Below are 19220 nucleotides of genomic sequence, written 5' to 3'. Positions count from 1 at the left end.
CTTTTGCGTCCGCTTACCGGAAATTGTCGGCGTAGGCCTGCAATTTCAGCGTCTTGGGCGGGGTCGCGATGACGGTGTAGGCCACGCCCTGCTTCTGCGCATAAGCGACCGCCGCGTCCTGCGACGGGAAGCTCAGCTTCAACTGCTGCTGCGTGTCGCCCGACCCGGCCCAGCCGGTCAGCGGATCGGCCTTCTTGGCTTCGGCCGGCGCATATTCCAGCACCCATTTGTGGGTCAGCGCCTTGCCGGACTGGAGGGCGTTCTTCTGGATCTGGTAAATGCGCGCGCTCATCGCGAAAGACTCCGTAAATTCGTCATTGTGCGTTGCACCAGTGGCCGCCGCGAAGTCAAGACTTGCGGGCACCATGTCCTCTGGCATCGGCATTTTTGGTCCGCAATGTGGCGCTCGCGCCGGCCGGATCGTCGGGCCAGGGATGGCGCGGATAGCGCCCCCGCATTTCCTTCGCCACATCGCGCCAGTTGCCCGCCCAGAAACCGGGCAGATCGCGCGTCGTCTGGATCGGCCGCCCGGCCGGCGACGTCAGCGACAGGACCAGTGGAATGCGCTCGCTTCCCACCGTCGGATGCGTGGCCAGTCCGAACAGCGCCTGCACCCGCAATTCCACGCGCGGTCCACCCTCGGCCGCATAGTCGATCGCATGGTTGCTGCCCGCAGGCGACCGGAAATCGGGCGGGGCCAGCCGATCCAGCTGGCTCTTCCCATCCCATCCGATCAGCCCCTCCAGTATGCCCGAAAGCTGCGACCGGTCGATATCCGACAGCCGCCGCTTGACCGTCAGCAGCGATGGCAGCCATTCGTCCAGCGTCTCGATCAGCGCTGCATCGGACAGCGCCTCCAGCCCGGCAAATGCGCCCCGCATCCGCAGCGATTGCGCCGCCTCCGACCAGGGCAGCAGGTCCAGCCCGCCCTGCCGCACGCCGTCGACCAAAGCCGCGACCACCGCATCGGGATCGGGCCGATCATCCGACCCGCTCGACAGCCGCACCGCGCCCAGCCGCCGTTCGCGCAGCGCCTCGATCCCGCCATTGGCGGGACGGAATTTCACCGTGCGTGTGGTCGCAATCCGCGCGCCGAACAAGGCGATCACATCCGCCTCATCGATCGGCGCGGCGGACAAGATCCGCGCGCCCGCAGCGCTACCCTGCACCTCACCCACGGCAAGCCACTCTTCCCGCGCCAGCGGCGACAGCGGATCAAGCCGAAAACCGCGCCCGCCCACACTCGTCCAATCCGCACCATCGGCAGAGCGCCGCTTCGCAATGCGATCCGGAAAGGCAAGGGCGAGCGCGATGCCGACGGCATGATCAGAATAGCCCCTCCCTTTCAAGGGAGGGGTTGGGGTGGGTGGCGAGCGTAGCGAGCCTCCTGCGGAGCCACCCACCCCCAGCCCCTCCCTAATAGGGAGGGGGGAAAGGAGTTTCGCCCATCTTTTCGCCAACCCTCGTGCCGCATCCGCCCGCTTGCCGCTTTCCCGCTGCCAGCGCTGCCGCCGCAGCGTCAGGTCGGTATCCTGCCCGCCAATCCCCCGCTCGCCCAGCAGCACCGCGACATCCGCCGCAACCTCGGCCATTCCCATCTCGCCCGCCCGCACCAGCATATGCGCGATCCTGGGTGACAGAGGCAGCTTGGCCAGCGCCTTCCCATGCGCCGTGATCCGCCCATCGCCGTCCAGCGCCTCCAGCACCGTCAGCCTCTTGCGCGCCTCCTCGACCGCAGCGGCCGGCGGCACATCCAGCCAGCGCAGCGCGCCGGGATCGCTCACCCCCCACAGCGCGCAATCCAGCAGCAGGTTCGAAAGGTCGCTCTCCAATATCTCGGGCGGATCGAACGGCGGCATCCCCGCGCTCGCCGCCGCTTCCCATAGCCGATAGGCGACGCCCGGCCGCTGCCGCGCCGCTCGCCCGGCGCGCTGCGTGGCCGACGCCTGGCTGGCCCGCTCCGTCACCAGCCGCGTCACGCCGGCGGCCCGGTCATAGCGCGGCCGCCGCGCCAGCCCGCTATCCACCACGATCCGCACGCCATCGATGGTCAGGCTGGTTTCCGCGATGGAGGTGGCCAATATCACCTTGCGCGCGCCGGACCGCAACGGCCGGATCGCCGCCCGCTGCGCTCCCGGATCGAGCGAGCCGTGCAGCATATGCACCTCGATCGCGCCGCCCTCTATCCGCTCCGCCGTCCGCTCGATCTCCCGCACGCCCGGCAGGAAGGCGAGCAGGTCGCCGTCGGCTTCCTCGCTCAGCGCCCGGCGGATCGCCGTCGCCATCTCATCCTCGATCTTCTTCTCCGCCGCGCGCCCGATATGGCGCAGCTCCAGAGGCTGGATGCGCCCCTCACTCTCGATCACCGGCGCGCCGTTCAATAGAGAAGCGAACCGCGCCCCATCCAACGTCGCCGACATCGGCACGATCCGCAGGTCGGGCCGCAACGCCTCCTGCGCATCCAGCGCCAGCGCCAGCCCGAAATCGCTGTCCAGGCTGCGCTCATGCACTTCGTCGAACAGCACGGCGGACACGCCCGTCAGTTCCGGATCATCCTGTATCCGCCGCACGAAAATACCCTCGGTCAGCACCAGCAGCCGCGTGCGCGCCGACAGCTTGCTGTCCATCCGCGTCGCATAGCCGACCGTGCCGCCCGGCTGTTCGCCCATCATTTCGGCGATCCGCTCCGCCGCCGCCCGCGCCGCCAGCCTGCGTGGCGACAGCAGCAGCACCTGTCCCTCGCACCATGGCTCGTTCAGCAGGGCAGGGGCCACCGCTGTCGTCTTGCCCGCGCCCGGCGGCGCCACCAGCACGGCATTGCTCCCCGTCCGCAACGCGGAAAGCAGGTCGGGCAGCACGGCATGAATGGGCAGGGGGATCGGCAGGTCGCTCATTGCCCTTCCTCTCGCGCCAATCGGGGCGAAGCGCAAGGCGGCCTGCCACTACCGGCGGATCGTTGCTTGTGTTCCGTCTTTACCCGAACAGATAGATATGGATCGGGTTTTTCGGGTCCAGCAGCATCTTGGCGGTCAGCGCCAGCGACATGATGATCAACAACGGCTTGATCAGGCGCGACCCGAAGCGCATCGCCAGATGCGACCCGATCTGCCCGCCGGTGATGCTGCCCACGGCCATGGCCAGGCCCGCGATCCAGATCACATGCCCGCCCGCCAACATGGTCAGCAGCCCGGCGACATTGCTCGCGAAATTCGCCGCCTTCGTCTGCGCTGTGGCGCGCAGGATCGACAGTCCGCCCAGCGCCAGCAGGATCGTGGTATAGAATGCGCCCGCACCCGGCCCGAAAAAGCCATCGTAAAAACCCACGACCCCGACCAGCCCGGTCAGCCCCGCTATGCCCACCCGCGCATGGCGATCCGCATCGCCCAGCTTGGGGGAGAAAGTGAAATAGGCCGCCATCGCGATCAGCAATGCGGGCATCAGCCCCGCCAGGATCGACGGATCGACCCGCTGGAGCAGCCATGCGCCGCCCACGGACCCCACAAAGGCCGCGATGATCGGCCATTTATATGTCTTCAAATCCATATGCCCGCGCCGGGCATAGGCAACGCAGGCGCCGAACGTGCCGAAACAGCTTTGCAGCTTGTTGGTGGCCACCGCCTGTACCGGCGGAATGCCCACCGCCATCAAAGCGGGCAGGGTGATAAGCCCGCCGCCGCCCGCCATCGCATCGACGCACCCGGCCATTGTCGCTGCGGCGACCAGAAAAGCGATGGTTTCGGGGGAAAGGATCATGGGCGGAATCCGGCTCCGCCCTCTGACCCGTTCGGGCTGAGCCTGTCGAAGCCCTGCACTTTCTTTGTCAGGGGATGGCGTTTGATCGAACGATCAGACGCCGGAAAACCTCAATAGGCCCGCGCAATAGCGAATTCGACCGCTTCGGTAAGGGCCGCCTTGGCCTGACCGGCATCGAAGCGCCCCAAGGCGTCGATCGCGCGCTGGCCATAATGGCGCGCGCGCGCCATCGTGTCGGCGATCGCGCCGGTCTGGCGCAGCAGGCCGGTGGCATGGGCCAGATCTTCGTCGCTGATCTTGTGGCCGGCGATCGCCGCCTTCCAGAAGACCTTGTCTTCGCTCGACCCACGCGCATAAGCCAGGATCACCGGCAAAGTCACCTTGCCGTCGCGGAAATCGTCGCCCGCATCCTTGCCCATGGTCGCGCCGTCCGATTCATAATCGATCGCGTCGTCGATCAGCTGGAATGCGATGCCAAGGTTCCGGCCATAGACGTCCAGCGCCTGCTCCTCGGCCTCGCTGCGGTCGGCGACCACGGCAGAAATGCGGCAGGCGGCGGCGAACAGGGCGGCGGTCTTGGCGCCGATAATGTCCAGATATTGTTCTTCGCTGGTATCGATCTTGCGCTGGGCGGTCAGCTGGTTCACCTCGCCCTCGGCGATCACCGCCGACGCGTTCGCCAGGATTTTCAGAACCTTCAGCGACTCCGCCTCGACCATCAGTTCGAACGAGCGGGAGAAGAGGAAATCGCCTACCAGCACGCTGGCGCTGTTGCCCCAGATGATGTTGGCGGTCTTGCGACCCCGACGCAGCCCCGATCCGTCGACGACATCGTCGTGCAGCAGCGTGGCGGTGTGGATGAACTCGACGGCGGCGGCCAGCTTGTAATGGCGCGCACCGGCATAGCCGACCAGGTCGGCGCAGGCCAATGTCAGCATCGGCCGCAAGCGTTTGCCGCCACCTGCAATCAGATGACCGGCCAGTTCCGGGATCAGGGGGATGCGCGACTGCATCCGGTCCAGAATCACGGCATTGACCTGGTTCATGCCGTCGGCAACCAGCGACATGATGGGGGCGAGCGAAGGCGCGGCGTTCGCGCGGCCGATCGGGTGGACGTTACCGGGGGCGGGTGCTGTCATGACCGCGCCCATGTGGCGGTGCAAAATGTGAAAGGCAAGCGGGAATAGCTTGCACAAGGCGCCGGATGCGGCAAAAAGCGCGCCATCTGGAACCGGAGGCCCAAGTGGACGAGACTTTGAACCGCTATCGCGAAAGCATCGACAATATCGACGCGGCGCTGGTGTTCATGCTGGCCGAGCGTTTCAAGATCACCCAGGCCGTCGGCGAACATAAGGCGACTCACGATCTGCCCCCCGCCGACCCCGGCCGGGAGGATCGCCAGATCACCCGCCTGCGCCAGCTGGCGCTTGACGCGAAGCTCGATCCCGACTTCACCGAAAAATTCCTGCGCTTCATCATCGACGAAGTCATCCGCCACCACGAGCAGCTGCGCGAGGGGTAATTTCGCCGGCCGTTCGTTTCGAGCGAAGCCTGTTCTGCCCCTGTCGAAGGACGCGCAGACCGGTCAGGCCGGCTCCACGACCCCCACTTTCTTACCCTGCGACCGCCCGATCAGCACCCCGCCCAGCGCCAGTGCGAAGCCAAGCAGTTGCACCGGCCCCAGCCGCTCGCCGAACAAAATCCACGCCTCGATCGCGGCCAATGGCGGCACCAGCAGCAACAGCATCGACATGCGCGTCGCTCCCTGATGCCGCACCAGCCACACCAGCAGCGACAGGCCACCGGCCGACAGGCCCAGCACCGACCAGCCAAGGCCGATCCACAGGATCGGCGCCCCGTCCCAACGATATTCGCCGACCAGCAAGGTCGCGGCGATCGCCACCAGCGCGCCGCCCATATTCTGCACCGCGCCCGACACAGCGATGCCGTCGCCCGCGATCGCGCCGCGCTGGATCAGCGTACCGCCCGCCATCGCCAGCACCGCGATCATCCCCACGACCGCCGGCACGATGCTGATCGCACCTGCGCCCGATCGCGCGATCGCGGGCGTCAGGACGCAGCCCACGCCGATGATCGCGATGGCCAGCCCGCCCCAGGCACGCCCCGGCAGCCGCTCGCCCAACAGCGCTACGCTCACCACCGCCACCATCAGCGGTTGCAGCGACCCCAGCAGCGACATGACGCCGGCCGGCATGCCGTTATTCACCGCCCACCAGCTGAGCGTCAGATAGAAGCCATGCAGCATCGCGCCCGCCGCCAGATGCAGCCCCAGCCGCTGCCCCCTGGGCCAGGCCTGCCGCGCATAAAGCGCCGCGCCGCTCAGCAGGATCGCCGTCGCCGTCAGCCTCAGCGCCAGGATCAGCTCCGGTGCGCCATGTGGCACCATCGCCCGCGCGACGATGAAACCGGTGGACCAGATGAGGACGAAAAGGATGGGCGCGACAAGACCGAACATGCCGCCGCCTTTGGCGCAAGGGCCGGGCGATGTCGAGCTGGAGGAAGGGAGGAGGCGGGATGCGCCAGTCAGGCGTGGCCCTCGTCGATCCCGTCACGCGGTAAGAGGGCGTAACCGACACGGAGGCTCGCATCCTGCCGTAAAAACCCATCCCGTTAGAGCCGGCACCAATGGGCAAATGCCTTTCGCCGTGCGTTCCCCGGCGCAGGCCGGGGTCCAGTTCAGCGCGTGGAACCTGGACCCCGGCCTGCGCCGGGGAACACGTCCCAAGGTTTGGCCCCGACGCATTTCGCTATGAGGTGGACCTGTACGGACCATGGCATGACTTCGCGCTTATCTCCGGATGCTCTGCCGTAATGCCGCGATGCGCCTCCATAGTCCGACCTTGCCAACGGACATGGCGCAATCCGGCACGGCTTTATCCAGCCCCCAGCTCGCACCGCAACTGCGGCCGCAGCGCCATTTTCGCCGCGCCGATCATCTGCCGATGGGTCACGCTGTCGGGCACGACCTCCACCCATGGCTGGCCGGTCTGCGATCCGTAGCTTTCGTGCCAGATCTTGCCCGCGACCAGATCGATCTCCTCGTCTGTGGGTTGATGTTGTTCCGCCAGGCATCGAACGAGCAGCCGATGAAAGGCATTTCCGGAATTCGCGCGAATTCGGTTCATGGTGGCATCCTCTCGATGGCGTCGATTTTTATCGACTTCCGTAAGGGAAGCTGCCTGATTCGCAGGCACCCGTCAATGAAGCAGGGGCGCAAAGCTGTCCTATTGCACGCAATAATGCCATGATCGCGCCGTGCAGTCGATTGCCGCAACAGTTTCCAATAGGATCAGGCGCGCGCAACAAAATATCGAAACATGTGGGAAATGTGCGAAGTTAGAGCATTTTGAAGTCATCTGGAACAGATGACGGCTCGCAAAATGCGGTGACAAAAGACTCTTGCGCCCGAAATCCTATTCCCGCCCGGCCCGGATCGCCGCCCCGCCTGCAAAGGGCGTGATCGCCACCAGCAGCAAGGACGCCGCGCCCAGAAATTTGAACGCCGCGCCGCTCCCATCGCCCAGCGTCCCTGCGCCGAAGATCAGCAAAGGCACCGCCAGCGGCAGCGCCAACAGCCCCGCCAGCGCCCCGCTCGACCGCAGCCCCGCCGTCAGCGTCGCCACCAGCAACCCCAATGCCGCCAGCGCCGGCGTCCCGATCAGCAGCCCCAGTTCCAGCGTCATGATCGTCGCGCCATCCAGCTTCAGCAGCGCGGCCGCAGGCAGGGTGGCGATCATCAACGGCGGCCCGAACCCCAGCCAGTGCGCCAGCAGCCGCGCCGTCACCACCAGTTCCTCGCCCACGCCACGCAGCGCAATCTGGTCCAGCACGCCGGCCTGCATGTCCGGCGCGACCAGCCGATCGACCGGCAGCAGGCTGGCCAGCAATGCCGCGATCCACAGCATCCCCCCGCCGGTCCGCCCCAGCAACGCCGCATCCGGCCCGACCGCGAAGGGATAGAGGCTGGCGACCAGCAGCAGGAAGGCGATCGGCAGCCATAGGCCCGCCGAAGCCCAGGCCTGGCGCAAATCGCGCACCGCCAGCAACCACAAGACCCTCATGCCGCCTCGGCCTGATAATCGGAGAGCGCGACCGTCACCGGCGCGTCGATCGGCAGCGGCTGGTGCGACGCCGCGACCACGATCCCGCCCGCCGCCAGATGCCCGGCCACGGCCCGGCCCAACAGGTCCAGCGATGCCATATCCAGCCCATTGCCCGGCTCGTCCAGCAGCCAGACGCCGGCCCCGCTTGCGATGACCCGCGCCAGCATCGCCCGCTTGCGCTGCCCGGTCGACAACATCCGCACCGGCACCTGCGCCAGCCCCTTCAGCGCCATCGCGGCCAGCGCGGCATCGACCGCCTCCTGCCCGGCGCGGTCCAGCTTCGCCCAGAAGGACAGGGCATCGCGCAGCGGCAACTCGCCATCCAGCGCCAGCCGCTCGTCGGTCATCGCCACGCCGCCGCTGCACGCCACCGTCCCGGCAAAGGCGGGCAGCAGCCCGGCGCAAACCCGCAGCAGGCTGGACTTGCCCACCCCGTTCGGCCCGGTCAGCAACGCCCCGCCGCCCGGCTCCAGAGTCAGGTTCACGCCAGCAAACAACATCCGCCCGCCCCGCAGGCAGGCGACATCGGTCAGGCGCAACGCCGCGCCGGTCATAGGGTGACCATGTCCTCCAGGACATGCATGTCGATATCCGACAGGCCGAAATGATGGCCGATTTCATGCACCACCACATGGGTGATCAGCGCGTCCAGCGGCACGCCCGTCTCCACCCATTCGTCCAGCAACGGCCGGCGGAACAGATGCACGGTCGGCGGCCCGTCCCCGGTCTGCGCCTCCTGCCCGATCGACCGCCCGCTATACAGGCCGGTGAGTTCGAACGGATCGCTCAGCTCCATCTCTTTCAGGATCGCCGCGTCCGCAAAATCCTCCACGAACAGCACGACATCGGACAGATGTTCGGTAAAGGGGGAGGGCAGTCGGCTCAGCGCAACAAGCGCCAGCGTCTCAATCTCTTCCCTGGTGGGAGCGAAGCGGGGCGGTTGACCGTTGGACGACATGCCTGCCACATACCCCAAGGCATTTCATGAGGATAGGGACATGATTGGTAAACTGACCGATGAGGAACGGGCGCTTGCGCTGGCGGACCTGCCGCAATGGACGCCGGTATCGGACCCGGACGGCATTTCCCGCCGCTTCACCTTCACCGATTTCGTCGGCGCCTTCGGCTTCATGACCCGCGTCGCAATCCTGTCCGAAAAGGCGGACCATCATCCCGAATGGTCGAACGTCTATAACCGGGTGGACATCGTTCTTACCACCCACGACGCCGGAGGATTGTCGCAGCGGGACATCGATCTGGCCAAATTGATCGACGGGTTGGCGGAGTAATCAGGCAACAAGCGAATAAAGCAATATCGTCATCCCGGGCCTGACCCGGGATCCCGCTTTCTTTGATCCTGGGTTTACGTAGGCAGCGGGGCCCCGGGTCAAGCCCGGGGCGACGAATGTCGGGGGCATGTCCGCCAATCCACCACACACCGCAACATCAATAACTCGTCACGCCCTCGATATGCGCGTCATAGCCCTTGAGCGCGGCGGTCACCGACCTGTCACCGGCATAGCGACGGCGCAACAAGGCCAACCGGGCGTCGGTTCCCTGGCACAATTCCGCGACATTCTCGGCAATATAGGCGCGTCGTTCCGCGTCATAAGCGTCCTCGCCCCGGAAATGGTCGCATCCGTCGCGATCGACCATGAAGGCGGTGACTTCCTGCGGGAAGGGCAGGGCGGACACATCATCGTCCGACGGCGGCAGGTCCATCACATTGCGCGGCGCCGGCTGGGCGCGGACGGTGACGACCGGCGATGCCTTGGCCGGAACGCTCGCATTGTCGATCGGCAGGGGCGCGGCCTGATCCGGCAAAAGGGTAGCGACGACGTTCGGCGGCGCGATGCCGTTATCGGCCTGCGCGCTGTCATCGGACGAGTCGCGACAGCCGGCGACGAGCGCCAGCATCAGCACCACAGGAACCAGACCAAAACGCCCGCTCACCCGATCTCCTCCCGCAAGCTGGCGATAAGATCGGCTACATGGGGCAGCCGCGACTCTTCCTCATCGAGGATCGCCAGAAACGCGGCCCGCCTATAGTCGGCCAATGCTTCGGGCGAAAGACGGCTTGCTGCGGGCATGGCCGAAATCACGATGTCCAGAAGCCGCTCCACCCCGTGCAGCCGGCCCCACAGATAGTCATTCTCCCGATAGACCCTGCTAAAGAAAGCCCCGAAGTTGTTGAATTCAATGCCCTTGAGCGTGGCGCTCGCGCCGCCGCCCCGGATCGCGGAACAATCCTCCGGCGAAATCCGGTCGACCTTGACCGGATCATATTCATCCAAAGTGTCACCCTGGAGCAACGGTAATGTGGCGATATCGGTGAAGGGGAAGCCCAGATAGGCAAGCAGCATCGTGCGACGACCGCCCTTGGGCAGGCCGGCGAACGCCTCCGCCAGCATCAGGTCGGCCGCCTCGTCCCGCGCCTTCAATCCCCGCGCCTGCGCCACCGCTTCCATCGCCGCGGCCGCATCGGTCGGCACGGACTTGGCCGCGGCGATCACCTCGGCTCCGTGAAACTCGCTATCCTCGCATTCTGCATAAAGGCTGAGCGCGCCGTAGATGGCATCGTGCATCGCCAGCACCGCCGGATCGTCCGCCTCCGCCTCCAGTTCCAGCGTATCGGCCAGCCGCCGCGCCAGATAGCGCAGCCGCCGGATGCGAAAGGCCAAGTCATGCGCGCGAAAGAAAGCGACCGGCGCCGACGCCGATCCGCCATCGTCGCTCAACTGGTCCGCCCCCTCGGCCCGGATCGCCGCCCAGATCGCCTGACGATAGCTTTCCCGCATCATCGCGCTTTCCTCGCCGCTCAGGCGAAACAGCAGCGAACAAAGCGACTCGACGATCCCCGATAATTTAAGATGACCATAGGCCGGATAGGCAAAGTCCGCCGCGCTCGCCGCCCGCTGCTGCGCCTTGCCGCGCCATGCGGAAAGGCGCGCGGGCGTCGGCCGGTCCAGAAACAGCATGCGCCCGATCGCGCTTTCCACATCGGCTTCTATGCCGGGACGCAGCGCATCCAATATCCGCCGCATCCGCCTGATGCCCGCACTATGCCGGTCGATCGCCTCCAGATTGTCGCGGATCGGCTGCTCGCGCGGAATGTCGGACAGCGCGCCGAATATGGTGCGGAAAAATCCGGGCAGTGGCGCATCCTCGCCGGTCGGTGCGTCCTGCTGCTCGCCCTCCTTGTTCAGGCGGATGGAACGGTGCCCTGGCTTCGGATCGATATAGACGAAGCGCCGATCCACCTCCCGCCGCGACGGCCGGTTCTTCAGCGCGCCGATCGCCTGCGCGAAGGGCGCGTTCGCCAGCACCGACCCGTCGATCAGCACCGCGTCCTCCGCCGTCCCGCGCGCCGCATGGCGGGGCAGGGCACGCGCCAGAAAGGCGTCGCGCGTCGGCCATCCGCGGCGCCGGCGCTTCAACACCCGGTCCAGTTCCCGCACGGTGAAGGGCGGAAAGGCACCGGGGAAACTCGCCGTCGCCCGCGCCGCGAACACCAGTTCGGCCGCATCGGCAAAGCCCCGTTCGCGCCCGTCTTGGCTGCGCCCGCGCGCCTTGAAACCGATCGACAGCCGATGCTCGGTTTCGATCACCTGCGCCGGGCTGTTGAGATTGAGGCTCTGGGGATGCCCCTCGAAATCGGTGACGGTCACGAACAGGTCGAGCGGATGCCCCTCCGGCAACAGCGGTTGCCCCTTTTCCGCCGCCGCCATCGCGTCGAACGCATCGACCAGCATGGCCGAAAATATCTCCCCGCCAAAGGGCGGCTCGAACCAGCGCGACCGAATGAAGCGGGAAAGTTTCATCCGCACTTCTTCGCGCGTGTCCGGTGCCACGGTCCGCTCCACCGCGTCGCCCGGCCGCCGCGCCGCCATCCACACCAAAGGCGTGGCCCAGAATTTCGTCATGGCGCGGGCAGGGCGGGCGTCGGGGTCCAGCAACCGATCGACATCGGCATTGTCCAGCCACATGGTCGTCAACGGCTCCAGCGACTGCCCCGTCTCGATCGCCTGCGCCAGAAAAATGCCGTTGATCCCGCCCGCGCTGGCGCCCGCGATAATGTCGGGCATGACGCGCAATCGCACCCCGCTGGCCGCCTCCATCGCGGCGAGCACCTGCGCATAGACGGCCTCGCTGCCGCCGCTGGCCGGCACGCCATCATGAAAGGCCCGGCTGGCGCGCGCCAGATGCCACACCTCCTTGGTGATGCCGTGCATGTAGATCGCCAGGCTGATCCCGCCATAGCAGACCAGCGCCAGCCGCAATTCCCGCTCCTTCATGGGGCGAACGTCGCAGAGGGAAGTGGGATTGGCAACCCAAAGCCCATTCGTTCACCCAACCGCAAACTCCGCCCAGATCGGCAGATGGTCCGAAGCCTTCCGCGCCGCCGCGCTCTCATGCACGCCGCAATTCGTCAGCTTGAGTTTCCCGCAGTGCATGATCCTGTCCAGCCGCGCCACCGGCCGCCGCGCATGGAAACTACGCCCACAAGGCGCAAAGCTGTAATGCCGCGCAAAATCGGCCAGGCATCCCCGCCCGGCGCTCCATTCGTTGAGGTCGCCCATCAGCACGGTGGGCATCGCCTCGCCCTGCGCCGCCGCATGGATCACCGCCGCCGCCTGCCGCCGTCGCCACAGCCCCGACAGATCCAGATGCATGCCGAACACCCGCACCGACGCGCCGTTCAGCGTCACCTCCGCCATGGTCGCGCCACGCGGCTCCAGATAGGGCAGGTGCAGCACGTCGTGGCTCCCGACCTCCGCTTCCTTGCGCACCAATATCGCATTGCCGTGCCAGCCCATCGAATCGGTCTGCACGTTGAGCGGCACCGGCCGATATCCACTCTGATTGTCCATCAACAGCGGTGGGATCGCCGCTGACCGCACGCCAAAGCGCCGGTCCGCCTCCTGCAAGGCGACGATATCGGCATCCACCTCCGCCAGCACCTCCAGCACCCGTTCCGGCACCCGCCGCCGATCGGTGCCGATGGCCTTGCGGATATTATAGCTGGCAACCCGGATTGTTTTCATGCCGTTTCAATGCGCCAGCTTGGCGGATGTTTCCAGATCATGTTGCGATGTTCTTGAATTGTTCCTAAATTCCTTCCATACAAACTCCCGTTCGGTTCGAGCTTGTCGAGAACCCGCGCGCATCGGTTCTCGACAGGCTCGAACCAAACGGAGATGAGAAGACATGGCCAAGGCAAAACGCAAATTCGTCTGTCAGCAATGCGGCACCGTCGCCAGCCGGTGGCAGGGCCAGTGCGAGGATTGCGGCGAATGGAACAGCATCGTCGAAGAAGCTGCGGAAACGGTCTTCTCGTCCCGGCATGACCTGCAAAATGGCGGACGCGCCATTACGCTGGTCGGCCTCGACAGCACGGTCGAACTGCCTCCGCGCACCAGCACCGGCATCGCCGAATTCGACCGGGCGCTGGGCGGCGGCATCGTCCATGGCTCCGCGACCCTGATCGGTGGCGATCCGGGCATCGGCAAATCCACGCTGCTGCTGCAAGCCGCCGCGCGCATCGCCGCGCGCGGGCTGTCGGTCGCCTATATCAGTGGCGAGGAAGCCGCCGATCAGGTCCGCCTGCGCGCCCAGCGCCTGGGCCTCGGCAACGCGCCGGTACAATTGGCCAGCGCCACCTCCGTCCGCGATATCCTGACGACCTTGGGAGATGGGCCACCGCCAGCCTTGCTCATCATCGACTCCATCCAGACGATGCACAGCGACCTGATCGAAGGCGCGCCCGGCACCGTCAGCCAGGTTCGGGCCTCGTCCCAGGAACTCATTAAATTCGCCAAGCAGCGCGGCACCGCGCTGATCCTGGTCGGCCATGTGACCAAGGATGGCAGCATCGCCGGCCCGCGCGTGCTGGAACATATGGTCGACACCGTGCTGGCGTTCGAAGGCGAACGCAGCCACCAATATCGCATCCTGCGCGCGGTCAAGAACCGCTTCGGCGGCACGGATGAGATCGGCGTCTTCGCCATGGTCGCCGAAGGGCTGGAGGAAGTCGCCAACCCATCCGCCCTGTTCCTCACCAATCGCGACGAGACGGTCACGGGCGCGACCGTCTTCCCCGCGCTGGAAGGGACGCGGCCGGTACTGGTCGAAATTCAGGCGCTGGTCGTGCGCCTCTCCAGCGGCGCGACCCCCCGCCGCGCCGTGGTCGGCTGGGACAGCGGCCGGCTCGCGATGATCCTTGCCGTGCTGGAGGCGCGCTGCGGCCTCAGCTTCTCGACCTGCGAAGTCTATCTCAACGTCGCGGGCGGCTATCGCCTGACCGATCCGGCCGCCGACCTCGCCGTCGCCGCCGCGCTTATCTCCGCCATGTCGGAACGGCCGGTGCCGGTCGATATCGTCCTGTTCGGCGAAGTCGCCCTGTCGAGCGAAATCCGCCCCGTATCCCATTCGCCCCTGCGCCTGCGCGAAGCGGCGAAACTCGGTTTCGCCCGTGCCTATATCCCGGCGTCGGCGGCGGACGGGGTCAAGGGAATCGCGGTCAGCGGTTTCCGCACCCTCGCGCAGCTTGTTGACCAGATGCTGGGACGCGGATAGCGACGGCGGGAAATCTCCAGCTTGTTCACCGGCCTGCGCCGGGGAACAGCGTCAGGAAATACAGGCTCGCCAATGAACGCCATCGACATTCTCGTCCTGCTCGCCATCGGCGGTTGCGCCGTGCTGGGCCTCATGCGCGGTTTCGTGCTGGAAACCCTCTCGCTCATCGCCTGGGTGCTGGCGATCTTCGCCATCCGCCTGTTCCATGCCCCGGCCGCCGAATTGCTCAGCGCTTTCGTCGGCAACAGCAGCGGCGCGGCGATGCTGGCGCTGGTCCTCGTCTTCGGCGTGACCTTCGGCGTAGGGAAACTGATCGCCCACGCCATCGGCCGGCGCACGCGCCAGTCGATCCTGGGTCCGGTCGACCGGGTGCTGGGCGCGGGCTTCGGCGCGGTAAAGGGCCTGATCGGCGCGACGATCCTCTTCCTCGCCTTCAGCCTGGTCTATGACACATTCTACGGCAGCGGCGCCCGCCGCCCCGACTGGCTCAGCGACGCGCGCACCTATCCGCTGCTCAACGCCAGCGGTCAGGCGATCAGCGAATTTCTGGCAGAACAACGCGCGAAAAAGCCGGCTGCGGAAAACCAATAAATTCCGTTCGGTTCGAGCTTGTCGAGAACCCTTGTGCCAGGGTTCTCGACAAGCTCGAACCGAACGGAAGAGGGGATGTTAAAGCCACCCCTTCAATCGATAGGCCGCCACGGTCGCGCTCAACCCATCCTCGGTCTTCACCTGAGGCAACCATAGCCGCTTGGGCGGTTGCCGGCGTTTGCCCACCACCCAGTCGGGATGGCAGAAATAATCGACCCGGTCCGGTGTCAGCTTGGCCTTTTTCCCGCGCACCAGCCGGTCGGCCCGCGCAGCGATGGTCAACAGCCATTCCGGCGTCGCCAGCGTCTTCACCGACCGCCCGATCGCGCGGCCGATCGCCTGCCCGAAATCCTTGTGATCCCATCCGCCCGGCGTACCGTCATCGACCTCATAAATGCGGGTCAGGCTGTTCTCGCGCTCGCCCGACAACGCCAGCAGCAGCGCGGCCAGATCGCCCACATGGATCACCGACAAGCGGCCGCCCGGCGGCAGCATCATGATGCCGCGCTTGGCCATGCGGAACAGTTCCAGCATTTCCTTGTCACCCGGCCCGTAAATCGCCGGCGGCCGAACGATGGTCCAGTCCAGGCCGCTGGCCTTCACATGCTTTTCGGCCAGTTCCTTGGACCATCCATAGTCGGACAGGCCCGGCTCCCGTGCCGCCAGCGACGACACATGCACCAGCCGCTTGATCCCGCGCTTCCGCATCGCGTCGACCACCGCCATGGTGCCGCGCGCATTGCCGGCCTCGAACCCGTCGCGGTCGGGCGCGTTCACCACGCCCGCAATATGGATCACCGCGTCGGCATCGCGCACCAGCGTATCGAGCGCCGCCGCATCTTCCAGCGACCCATGCACCCATTTCAGCTTCGCGCGGGGCGGCTGCGCCCGGCGGGTGAGCGCATTGACGCGCAGCCCGTCGCTCAGCGCCTGTTCCAGCACTTCGGCACCGACGAAGCCCGTCGCGCCGGTAATGGCAATCCGCATCTGCTGCATGACCCTCAGACCATCGCCATATGGTCGCGATGGACCAGTACGGATCGCGGCATTTCGCCCAGCAGCGCCGCGATATCCTCGCTACGCTTACCCGCGATCTTCACCGCCGCTTCGCTATCATATTCGATCAGGCCCCGCGCGATGACCCGCCCGTCCTGCGCCACGATATCGACTACGTCGCCGCGATCGAACACACCCTCGACGCTCGCGACCCCGGCGGGCAGCAGGCTGTTGCCCTTGCCCAGCGCCTTTTCCGCGCCCGCGTCCACGATGATCCGCCCGCGCGTCGTCAACCGCCCGGCCAGCCAGCCCTTGCGCGCGCCCTTACCTTGCGCAGCGAGAAAGATCGAACCCTTGCCACCATTGGCCCAATGCGCCAGCGGCGAATCCACCTTGCCCGAAATGATCGCCAGATGCGCGCTCGCGCCGGTCGCGATCCGCGCCGCCTGAATCTTCGACACCATGCCGCCCGACCCCATGCCCGAAGCGGACCCGTCATCCGCCATCGCCGCGATCCGGGCGTCGATCGTCTCTATCGTCTCTATCAGCATGGCGCTGGCATCGACGTGCGGGTTGGCGGTGTAAAGCCCGTCTACATCGGAAAGCAGCGCAACCGCGTCAGCCCGTGCCGCCTGTCCGATACGCGCCGCCAGCCGATCATTGTCGCCAAAGCGGATTTCGCTCGTCGCCACGCTGTCATTCTCGTTGATGACCGGCACCACATCCAGCGCCATCAGCCGCTCCAGCGTGGCCGAAGCGTTCAGATAACGCCGCCGGTTTTCCAGATCGTCCAGCGTCACCAGCATCTGCGCGGCGGTAATGCCTTTTTCGTCCAGCAGGCTGGCCCAGCATTGCGACAAGGCGATCTGCCCGGTCGCCGCCGCTGCCTGCGCATCCTCAAGACTGCCGCGTCCACCCTTGGGCAATTTCAGCCGCCGCGCGCCCAGCGCGATCGCGCCCGACGACACGATGATGACCTGCTGCCCCGCCGCCTTGCGCTCCGCCACATCGGCCACCAGCGTGCGCAGCCAATCGACGCGCACCTGTCCCGCCGGATCGACCAGCAGGGCCGACCCGATCTTGATGACCAGTCGGCGGACGAGGGCAGGGGGGAAACCGGAGAGGGGAGAGGTCACAGTAAAAGGTCCGTTCAGTTCGAGCCTGTCGAGAACCCCCGCGCAAAGTTCTCGACAAGCTCGAACCGAACGGAGGTTGATGATCTGGCTCTAGATCGGCGACCAGCCGGCCTCGCTGTCCGCGCCGCCGTCTTCTTCACGGTCCTCGCTATCCTGATCCATCATCAGCAGCACTGCGTCCAGCAAAGGCCCCACGCCTTCGCCGGTCGCGCCGGAAATGATGAAGACATCCTCCACGCCCGCTTCCTCGCGCAGCTGGTCGGCAATATCTTCCATCAGTTCCTGCCCCAGCAGGTCGCCCTTGTTCAGCACCACCAGCTGCGGCTTTTCATCCAGACCTTCCCCGTACGCGGCCAGTTCGTCGGTCACGATATGGAAGGCCTCGACCGGATCGTCGGTCGTCGCGTCGATCATGTGCAGCAGCACGCGGCACCGCTCGATATGCCCCAGGAACCGGTCGCCAATCCCCACACCCTCGGCCGCGCCCGCAATCAGGCCCGGAATATCCGCCAGCACGAATTCGCGGTCGCGATGCAGCACCACGCCCAGCTGCGGCTTGGTGGTGGTAAAGGCATAGGCACCGACCTTCGCCTTGGTATTGGTCACCTGATTGATCAGCGTGGATTTGCCCGCATTGGGCATCCCCACCAACCCGACATCGGCCAGCAGCTTGAGGCGCAGCCACACCCACAATTCCTGGCCCGGCCAGCCCGTGCCATGCTGACGCGGCGCGCGGTTGGTGCTGGTCTTGTACGACATGTTGCCGCGCCCGCCGTCGCCGCCACGCAGGAAGGTGACGCGCTGCCCGACCTCGGTGAAGTCGGCCAGAACGTCCTGATCCTCATATTCGGGATAGCCGTCCTCGTCTTCGCTGCCTTCGATCGGCTTGGGGTCGGACAATATCTGGGTGCCGACCGGCACCTTGATGATCAGATCCTTGCCACCTGCGCCATAGCGGTTCTTGCCCATGCCGGGCGTGCCGCGCTGCGCCTTGAAATGCTGCGTGTAGCGGAAATCGATCAGGGTATTGAGGCCCTGCACCGCTTCGAAGATGATGTCGCCGCCCTTGCCGCCATTGCCGCCATCGGGGCCGCCATATTCCTCGTATTTCTCACGGCGGAAACTGACAGCGCCGGGGCCACCCCAGCCGGATTTGATGTAGATTTTGGCTTGATCGAGAAAATGCATGGCGCGCCCATAGAGCATTCTGGAGCCGGCTGGAACAGTCGGCGGCTCGCAGAATGCGTAAAATCAAAAATAGCATTCCGGAGGCGGCTGGAACAGCCGTCGGCTCGCGAAATGCGGTAAACAAGAAACAATGGGACGATACAGCGATCGTCCATCCTGCCCGCGCCCATAGCGCCTAATCGTGAAAAGTTAAACCTTGGCCTTCGCAGCTAAGGCGGCCGCCTCCTGCATTAGCGCAAAAGTGAGGCTCCTTGTGGCGATTTCGCGTGCTTTTTCACGCGGCAAAGCCAGCGCCCCGGCCATAGCACCGCCCAGTTGCGAATCGCCCAGCGCCAGCAGAACCAGCATCAGCGTATTCTCCCGGATCAATTCGGCAAGGTTGGGGCTAAGCGCACTCGCCGCCAGCTTATCGACCAGCCGGTGGATCGCCTCCACTACCGGGTCCAGCGCATCCTCATTGCCCGATGCCAGCATCCAACTGGCCAGCGCGCCTGCACCCTCCCGGTCGAAAGCGTCGAACGTCATGTCCACGATGATGCGGGGGCTGACTTCGCCGCGCCGGGCCGCATTGACCGCATCGCCGATTTTCGCCGTGATCGTCTCGCCCAGATGCGCGGCCAGTGCCTTTTGCAATCCCGCCGCCGACCCGAAATGATGCAGCAGATTGGCATGCGTCCGCCCGACGCGCCCGGCCACGGCTTTGAGCGTCACGGCCTGCGGTCCCGCCTCGATCAGCAGGTCGCGCGCGGCCTCCACGGCGACGAGGCGGCTCTCATCCTGGCTGAGGCGTGCGCGTTTTATTGACATGAGTGTCAGTTACTCTTATTTACATCAATGTAAGTAACAACCGGAGGCA

Annotated in this window: 20 protein-coding genes; 5 read left to right on the top strand and 15 right to left on the bottom strand. The window is 65.9% G+C overall.

Annotated features, from left to right (window positions below; translation table 11 throughout):
* Positions 1 to 13: 13 nt before the first annotated feature.
* The 4 genes from F4U95_RS10980 to F4U95_RS10965 all read right to left on the bottom strand — a co-directional run bounded on the left by F4U95_RS10980 (position 14) and on the right by F4U95_RS10965 (position 4892).
* Positions 14 to 292 carry an ETC complex I subunit gene (locus F4U95_RS10980; RefSeq protein ID WP_120252128.1) on the bottom strand — a complete coding sequence of 93 codons (279 nt, stop codon included), beginning with the start codon at positions 290 to 292 and terminating at the stop codon, positions 14 to 16.
* Positions 293 to 347: 55 nt separating this feature from the next.
* Complete coding sequence (gene hrpB / locus F4U95_RS10975) at positions 348 to 2894, bottom strand: ATP-dependent helicase HrpB (RefSeq protein ID WP_150425704.1); 2547 nt, start codon at positions 2892 to 2894, stop codon at positions 348 to 350.
* A gap of 79 nt (positions 2895 to 2973) precedes the next feature.
* Complete coding sequence (locus F4U95_RS10970) at positions 2974 to 3753, bottom strand: TSUP family transporter (RefSeq protein WP_150411926.1); 780 nt, start codon at positions 3751 to 3753, stop codon at positions 2974 to 2976.
* 110 nt (positions 3754 to 3863) lie between these two features.
* Complete coding sequence (locus tag F4U95_RS10965; protein ID WP_150425703.1) at positions 3864 to 4892, bottom strand: polyprenyl synthetase family protein; 1029 nt, start codon at positions 4890 to 4892, stop codon at positions 3864 to 3866.
* 104 nt (positions 4893 to 4996) lie between these two features.
* Here F4U95_RS10965 and F4U95_RS10960 point away from each other — a divergent pair, with 104 nt between their 5' ends.
* Positions 4997 to 5275, top strand: coding sequence for a chorismate mutase (locus tag F4U95_RS10960; protein ID WP_120252126.1), 279 nt, complete (start codon positions 4997 to 4999; stop codon positions 5273 to 5275).
* A 63-nt stretch (positions 5276 to 5338) separates the two neighbouring features.
* On the opposite strand, the gene F4U95_RS10955 is transcribed toward F4U95_RS10960, so the two are convergent.
* Positions 5339 to 6229, bottom strand: coding sequence for a DMT family transporter (locus F4U95_RS10955; RefSeq protein WP_150425702.1), 891 nt, complete (start codon positions 6227 to 6229; stop codon positions 5339 to 5341).
* Between the two features lie 397 nt (positions 6230 to 6626).
* Here F4U95_RS10955 and F4U95_RS24915 point away from each other — a divergent pair, with 397 nt between their 5' ends.
* On the top strand, positions 6627 to 7022 hold the full coding sequence (locus tag F4U95_RS24915) for a hypothetical protein (protein WP_211363976.1): 396 nt from the start codon (positions 6627 to 6629) through the stop codon (positions 7020 to 7022).
* Between the two features lie 165 nt (positions 7023 to 7187).
* Here F4U95_RS24915 and F4U95_RS10945 read toward each other — a convergent pair whose 3' ends face one another.
* From F4U95_RS10945 to F4U95_RS10935, 3 genes are read right to left on the bottom strand one after another with little or no spacing between them, the layout of a single operon-like run.
* Positions 7188 to 7835 carry a heme exporter protein CcmB gene (locus tag F4U95_RS10945; RefSeq protein WP_150425700.1) on the bottom strand — a complete coding sequence of 216 codons (648 nt, stop codon included), beginning with the start codon at positions 7833 to 7835 and terminating at the stop codon, positions 7188 to 7190.
* On the bottom strand, positions 7832 to 8431 hold the full coding sequence (gene ccmA, locus F4U95_RS10940; RefSeq protein ID WP_150425699.1) for a heme ABC exporter ATP-binding protein CcmA: 600 nt from the start codon (positions 8429 to 8431) through the stop codon (positions 7832 to 7834). The genes F4U95_RS10945 and ccmA overlap by 4 nt, the downstream gene beginning before the upstream one ends.
* Positions 8428 to 8835 carry a metallopeptidase family protein gene (locus F4U95_RS10935; protein ID WP_150425810.1) on the bottom strand — a complete coding sequence of 136 codons (408 nt, stop codon included), beginning with the start codon at positions 8833 to 8835 and terminating at the stop codon, positions 8428 to 8430. Before F4U95_RS10935 ends, ccmA begins: the two co-directional genes overlap by 4 nt.
* A 40-nt stretch (positions 8836 to 8875) precedes the next feature.
* Between F4U95_RS10935 and F4U95_RS10930 the strand changes: the two genes are divergently transcribed.
* On the top strand, positions 8876 to 9166 hold the full coding sequence (locus F4U95_RS10930; RefSeq protein ID WP_150425698.1) for a 4a-hydroxytetrahydrobiopterin dehydratase: 291 nt from the start codon (positions 8876 to 8878) through the stop codon (positions 9164 to 9166).
* A 157-nt stretch (positions 9167 to 9323) separates the two neighbouring features.
* Here F4U95_RS10930 and F4U95_RS10925 read toward each other — a convergent pair whose 3' ends face one another.
* Genes F4U95_RS10925 through F4U95_RS10915 form a run of 3 tightly spaced genes read right to left on the bottom strand, consistent with a single transcriptional unit; the run spans position 9324 to position 12922 of the window.
* Positions 9324 to 9830 (bottom strand): hypothetical protein, encoded by a 507-nt coding sequence (locus F4U95_RS10925; protein ID WP_343032331.1) that lies wholly within the window; start codon positions 9828 to 9830, stop codon positions 9324 to 9326.
* The gene (locus F4U95_RS10920; protein ID WP_150425697.1) at positions 9827 to 12172 is read right to left on the bottom strand and encodes a patatin-like protein; all 2346 of its coding nucleotides are present in this window, start codon (positions 12170 to 12172) and stop codon (positions 9827 to 9829) included. The genes F4U95_RS10925 and F4U95_RS10920 overlap by 4 nt, the downstream gene beginning before the upstream one ends.
* Before the next feature lie 51 nt (positions 12173 to 12223).
* Complete coding sequence (locus F4U95_RS10915) at positions 12224 to 12922, bottom strand: endonuclease/exonuclease/phosphatase family protein (protein ID WP_120250608.1); 699 nt, start codon at positions 12920 to 12922, stop codon at positions 12224 to 12226.
* Between the two features lie 163 nt (positions 12923 to 13085).
* Here F4U95_RS10915 and radA point away from each other — a divergent pair, with 163 nt between their 5' ends.
* Both radA and F4U95_RS10905 read left to right on the top strand, forming a co-directional pair.
* The gene (radA, locus tag F4U95_RS10910) at positions 13086 to 14453 is read left to right on the top strand and encodes a DNA repair protein RadA (protein WP_150425696.1); all 1368 of its coding nucleotides are present in this window, start codon (positions 13086 to 13088) and stop codon (positions 14451 to 14453) included.
* Between the two features lie 72 nt (positions 14454 to 14525).
* Positions 14526 to 15044, top strand: a complete 519-nt coding sequence (locus F4U95_RS10905) for a CvpA family protein (protein WP_150425695.1) — start codon at positions 14526 to 14528, stop codon at positions 15042 to 15044.
* Between the two features lie 78 nt (positions 15045 to 15122).
* Here F4U95_RS10905 and F4U95_RS10900 read toward each other — a convergent pair whose 3' ends face one another.
* The 4 genes from F4U95_RS10900 to F4U95_RS10885 form a co-directional block, all read right to left on the bottom strand.
* Positions 15123 to 16040 (bottom strand): NAD-dependent epimerase/dehydratase family protein, encoded by a 918-nt coding sequence (locus tag F4U95_RS10900; RefSeq protein WP_172598772.1) that lies wholly within the window; start codon positions 16038 to 16040, stop codon positions 15123 to 15125.
* Between the two features lie 5 nt (positions 16041 to 16045).
* Positions 16046 to 17176 (bottom strand): glutamate 5-kinase, encoded by a 1131-nt coding sequence (gene proB / locus F4U95_RS10895; protein WP_150425694.1) that lies wholly within the window; start codon positions 17174 to 17176, stop codon positions 16046 to 16048.
* A 90-nt stretch (positions 17177 to 17266) separates the two neighbouring features.
* On the bottom strand, positions 17267 to 18364 hold the full coding sequence (gene obgE, locus F4U95_RS10890; RefSeq protein ID WP_150425693.1) for a GTPase ObgE: 1098 nt from the start codon (positions 18362 to 18364) through the stop codon (positions 17267 to 17269).
* Positions 18365 to 18553: 189 nt separating this feature from the next.
* Positions 18554 to 19171, bottom strand: coding sequence for a TetR/AcrR family transcriptional regulator (locus F4U95_RS10885; RefSeq protein WP_150425692.1), 618 nt, complete (start codon positions 19169 to 19171; stop codon positions 18554 to 18556).
* Positions 19172 to 19220: the final 49 nt, after the last annotated feature.

Origin of the sequence: Sphingobium limneticum (assembly GCF_008710165.1) — a bacterium.
GTDB classification, from domain to species: Bacteria; Pseudomonadota; Alphaproteobacteria; order Sphingomonadales; family Sphingomonadaceae; genus Sphingobium; species Sphingobium limneticum.
The sequence above is the reverse complement of the archived record's forward strand: the minus strand, read 5'-3'. Positions and strand labels throughout refer to the sequence as shown.

Excerpts from the sequence above, each read along its gene's own strand:
- F4U95_RS10900 (WP_172598772.1), bottom strand. The coding sequence starts at position 16,040 with ATGCAGCAGATGCGGATTGCCATTACCGGCGCGACGGGCTTCGTCGGT.
- ccmA (WP_150425699.1), bottom strand. The coding sequence starts at position 8,431 with ATGACCGGCGCGGCGTTGCGCCTGACCGATGTCGCCTGCCTGCGGGGC.
- F4U95_RS10945 (WP_150425700.1), bottom strand. The coding sequence starts at position 7,835 with ATGAGGGTCTTGTGGTTGCTGGCGGTGCGCGATTTGCGCCAGGCCTGG.
- F4U95_RS10920 (WP_150425697.1), bottom strand. The coding sequence starts at position 12,172 with ATGAAGGAGCGGGAATTGCGGCTGGCGCTGGTCTGCTATGGCGGGATC.
- F4U95_RS10885 (WP_150425692.1), bottom strand. The coding sequence starts at position 19,171 with ATGTCAATAAAACGCGCACGCCTCAGCCAGGATGAGAGCCGCCTCGTC.
- hrpB (WP_150425704.1), bottom strand. The coding sequence starts at position 2,894 with ATGAGCGACCTGCCGATCCCCCTGCCCATTCATGCCGTGCTGCCCGAC.
- F4U95_RS10970 (WP_150411926.1), bottom strand. The coding sequence starts at position 3,753 with ATGATCCTTTCCCCCGAAACCATCGCTTTTCTGGTCGCCGCAGCGACA.
- F4U95_RS10905 (WP_150425695.1), top strand. The coding sequence starts at position 14,526 with ATGAACGCCATCGACATTCTCGTCCTGCTCGCCATCGGCGGTTGCGCC.
- obgE (WP_150425693.1), bottom strand. The coding sequence starts at position 18,364 with ATGCATTTTCTCGATCAAGCCAAAATCTACATCAAATCCGGCTGGGGT.
- F4U95_RS10955 (WP_150425702.1), bottom strand. The coding sequence starts at position 6,229 with ATGTTCGGTCTTGTCGCGCCCATCCTTTTCGTCCTCATCTGGTCCACC.
- F4U95_RS10915 (WP_120250608.1), bottom strand. The coding sequence starts at position 12,922 with ATGAAAACAATCCGGGTTGCCAGCTATAATATCCGCAAGGCCATCGGC.
- F4U95_RS10930 (WP_150425698.1), top strand. The coding sequence starts at position 8,876 with ATGATTGGTAAACTGACCGATGAGGAACGGGCGCTTGCGCTGGCGGAC.
- F4U95_RS10965 (WP_150425703.1), bottom strand. The coding sequence starts at position 4,892 with ATGACAGCACCCGCCCCCGGTAACGTCCACCCGATCGGCCGCGCGAAC.
- radA (WP_150425696.1), top strand. The coding sequence starts at position 13,086 with ATGGCCAAGGCAAAACGCAAATTCGTCTGTCAGCAATGCGGCACCGTC.
- F4U95_RS10980 (WP_120252128.1), bottom strand. The coding sequence starts at position 292 with ATGAGCGCGCGCATTTACCAGATCCAGAAGAACGCCCTCCAGTCCGGC.
- F4U95_RS10935 (WP_150425810.1), bottom strand. The coding sequence starts at position 8,835 with ATGTCGTCCAACGGTCAACCGCCCCGCTTCGCTCCCACCAGGGAAGAG.
- F4U95_RS24915 (WP_211363976.1), top strand. The coding sequence starts at position 6,627 with ATGGCGCAATCCGGCACGGCTTTATCCAGCCCCCAGCTCGCACCGCAA.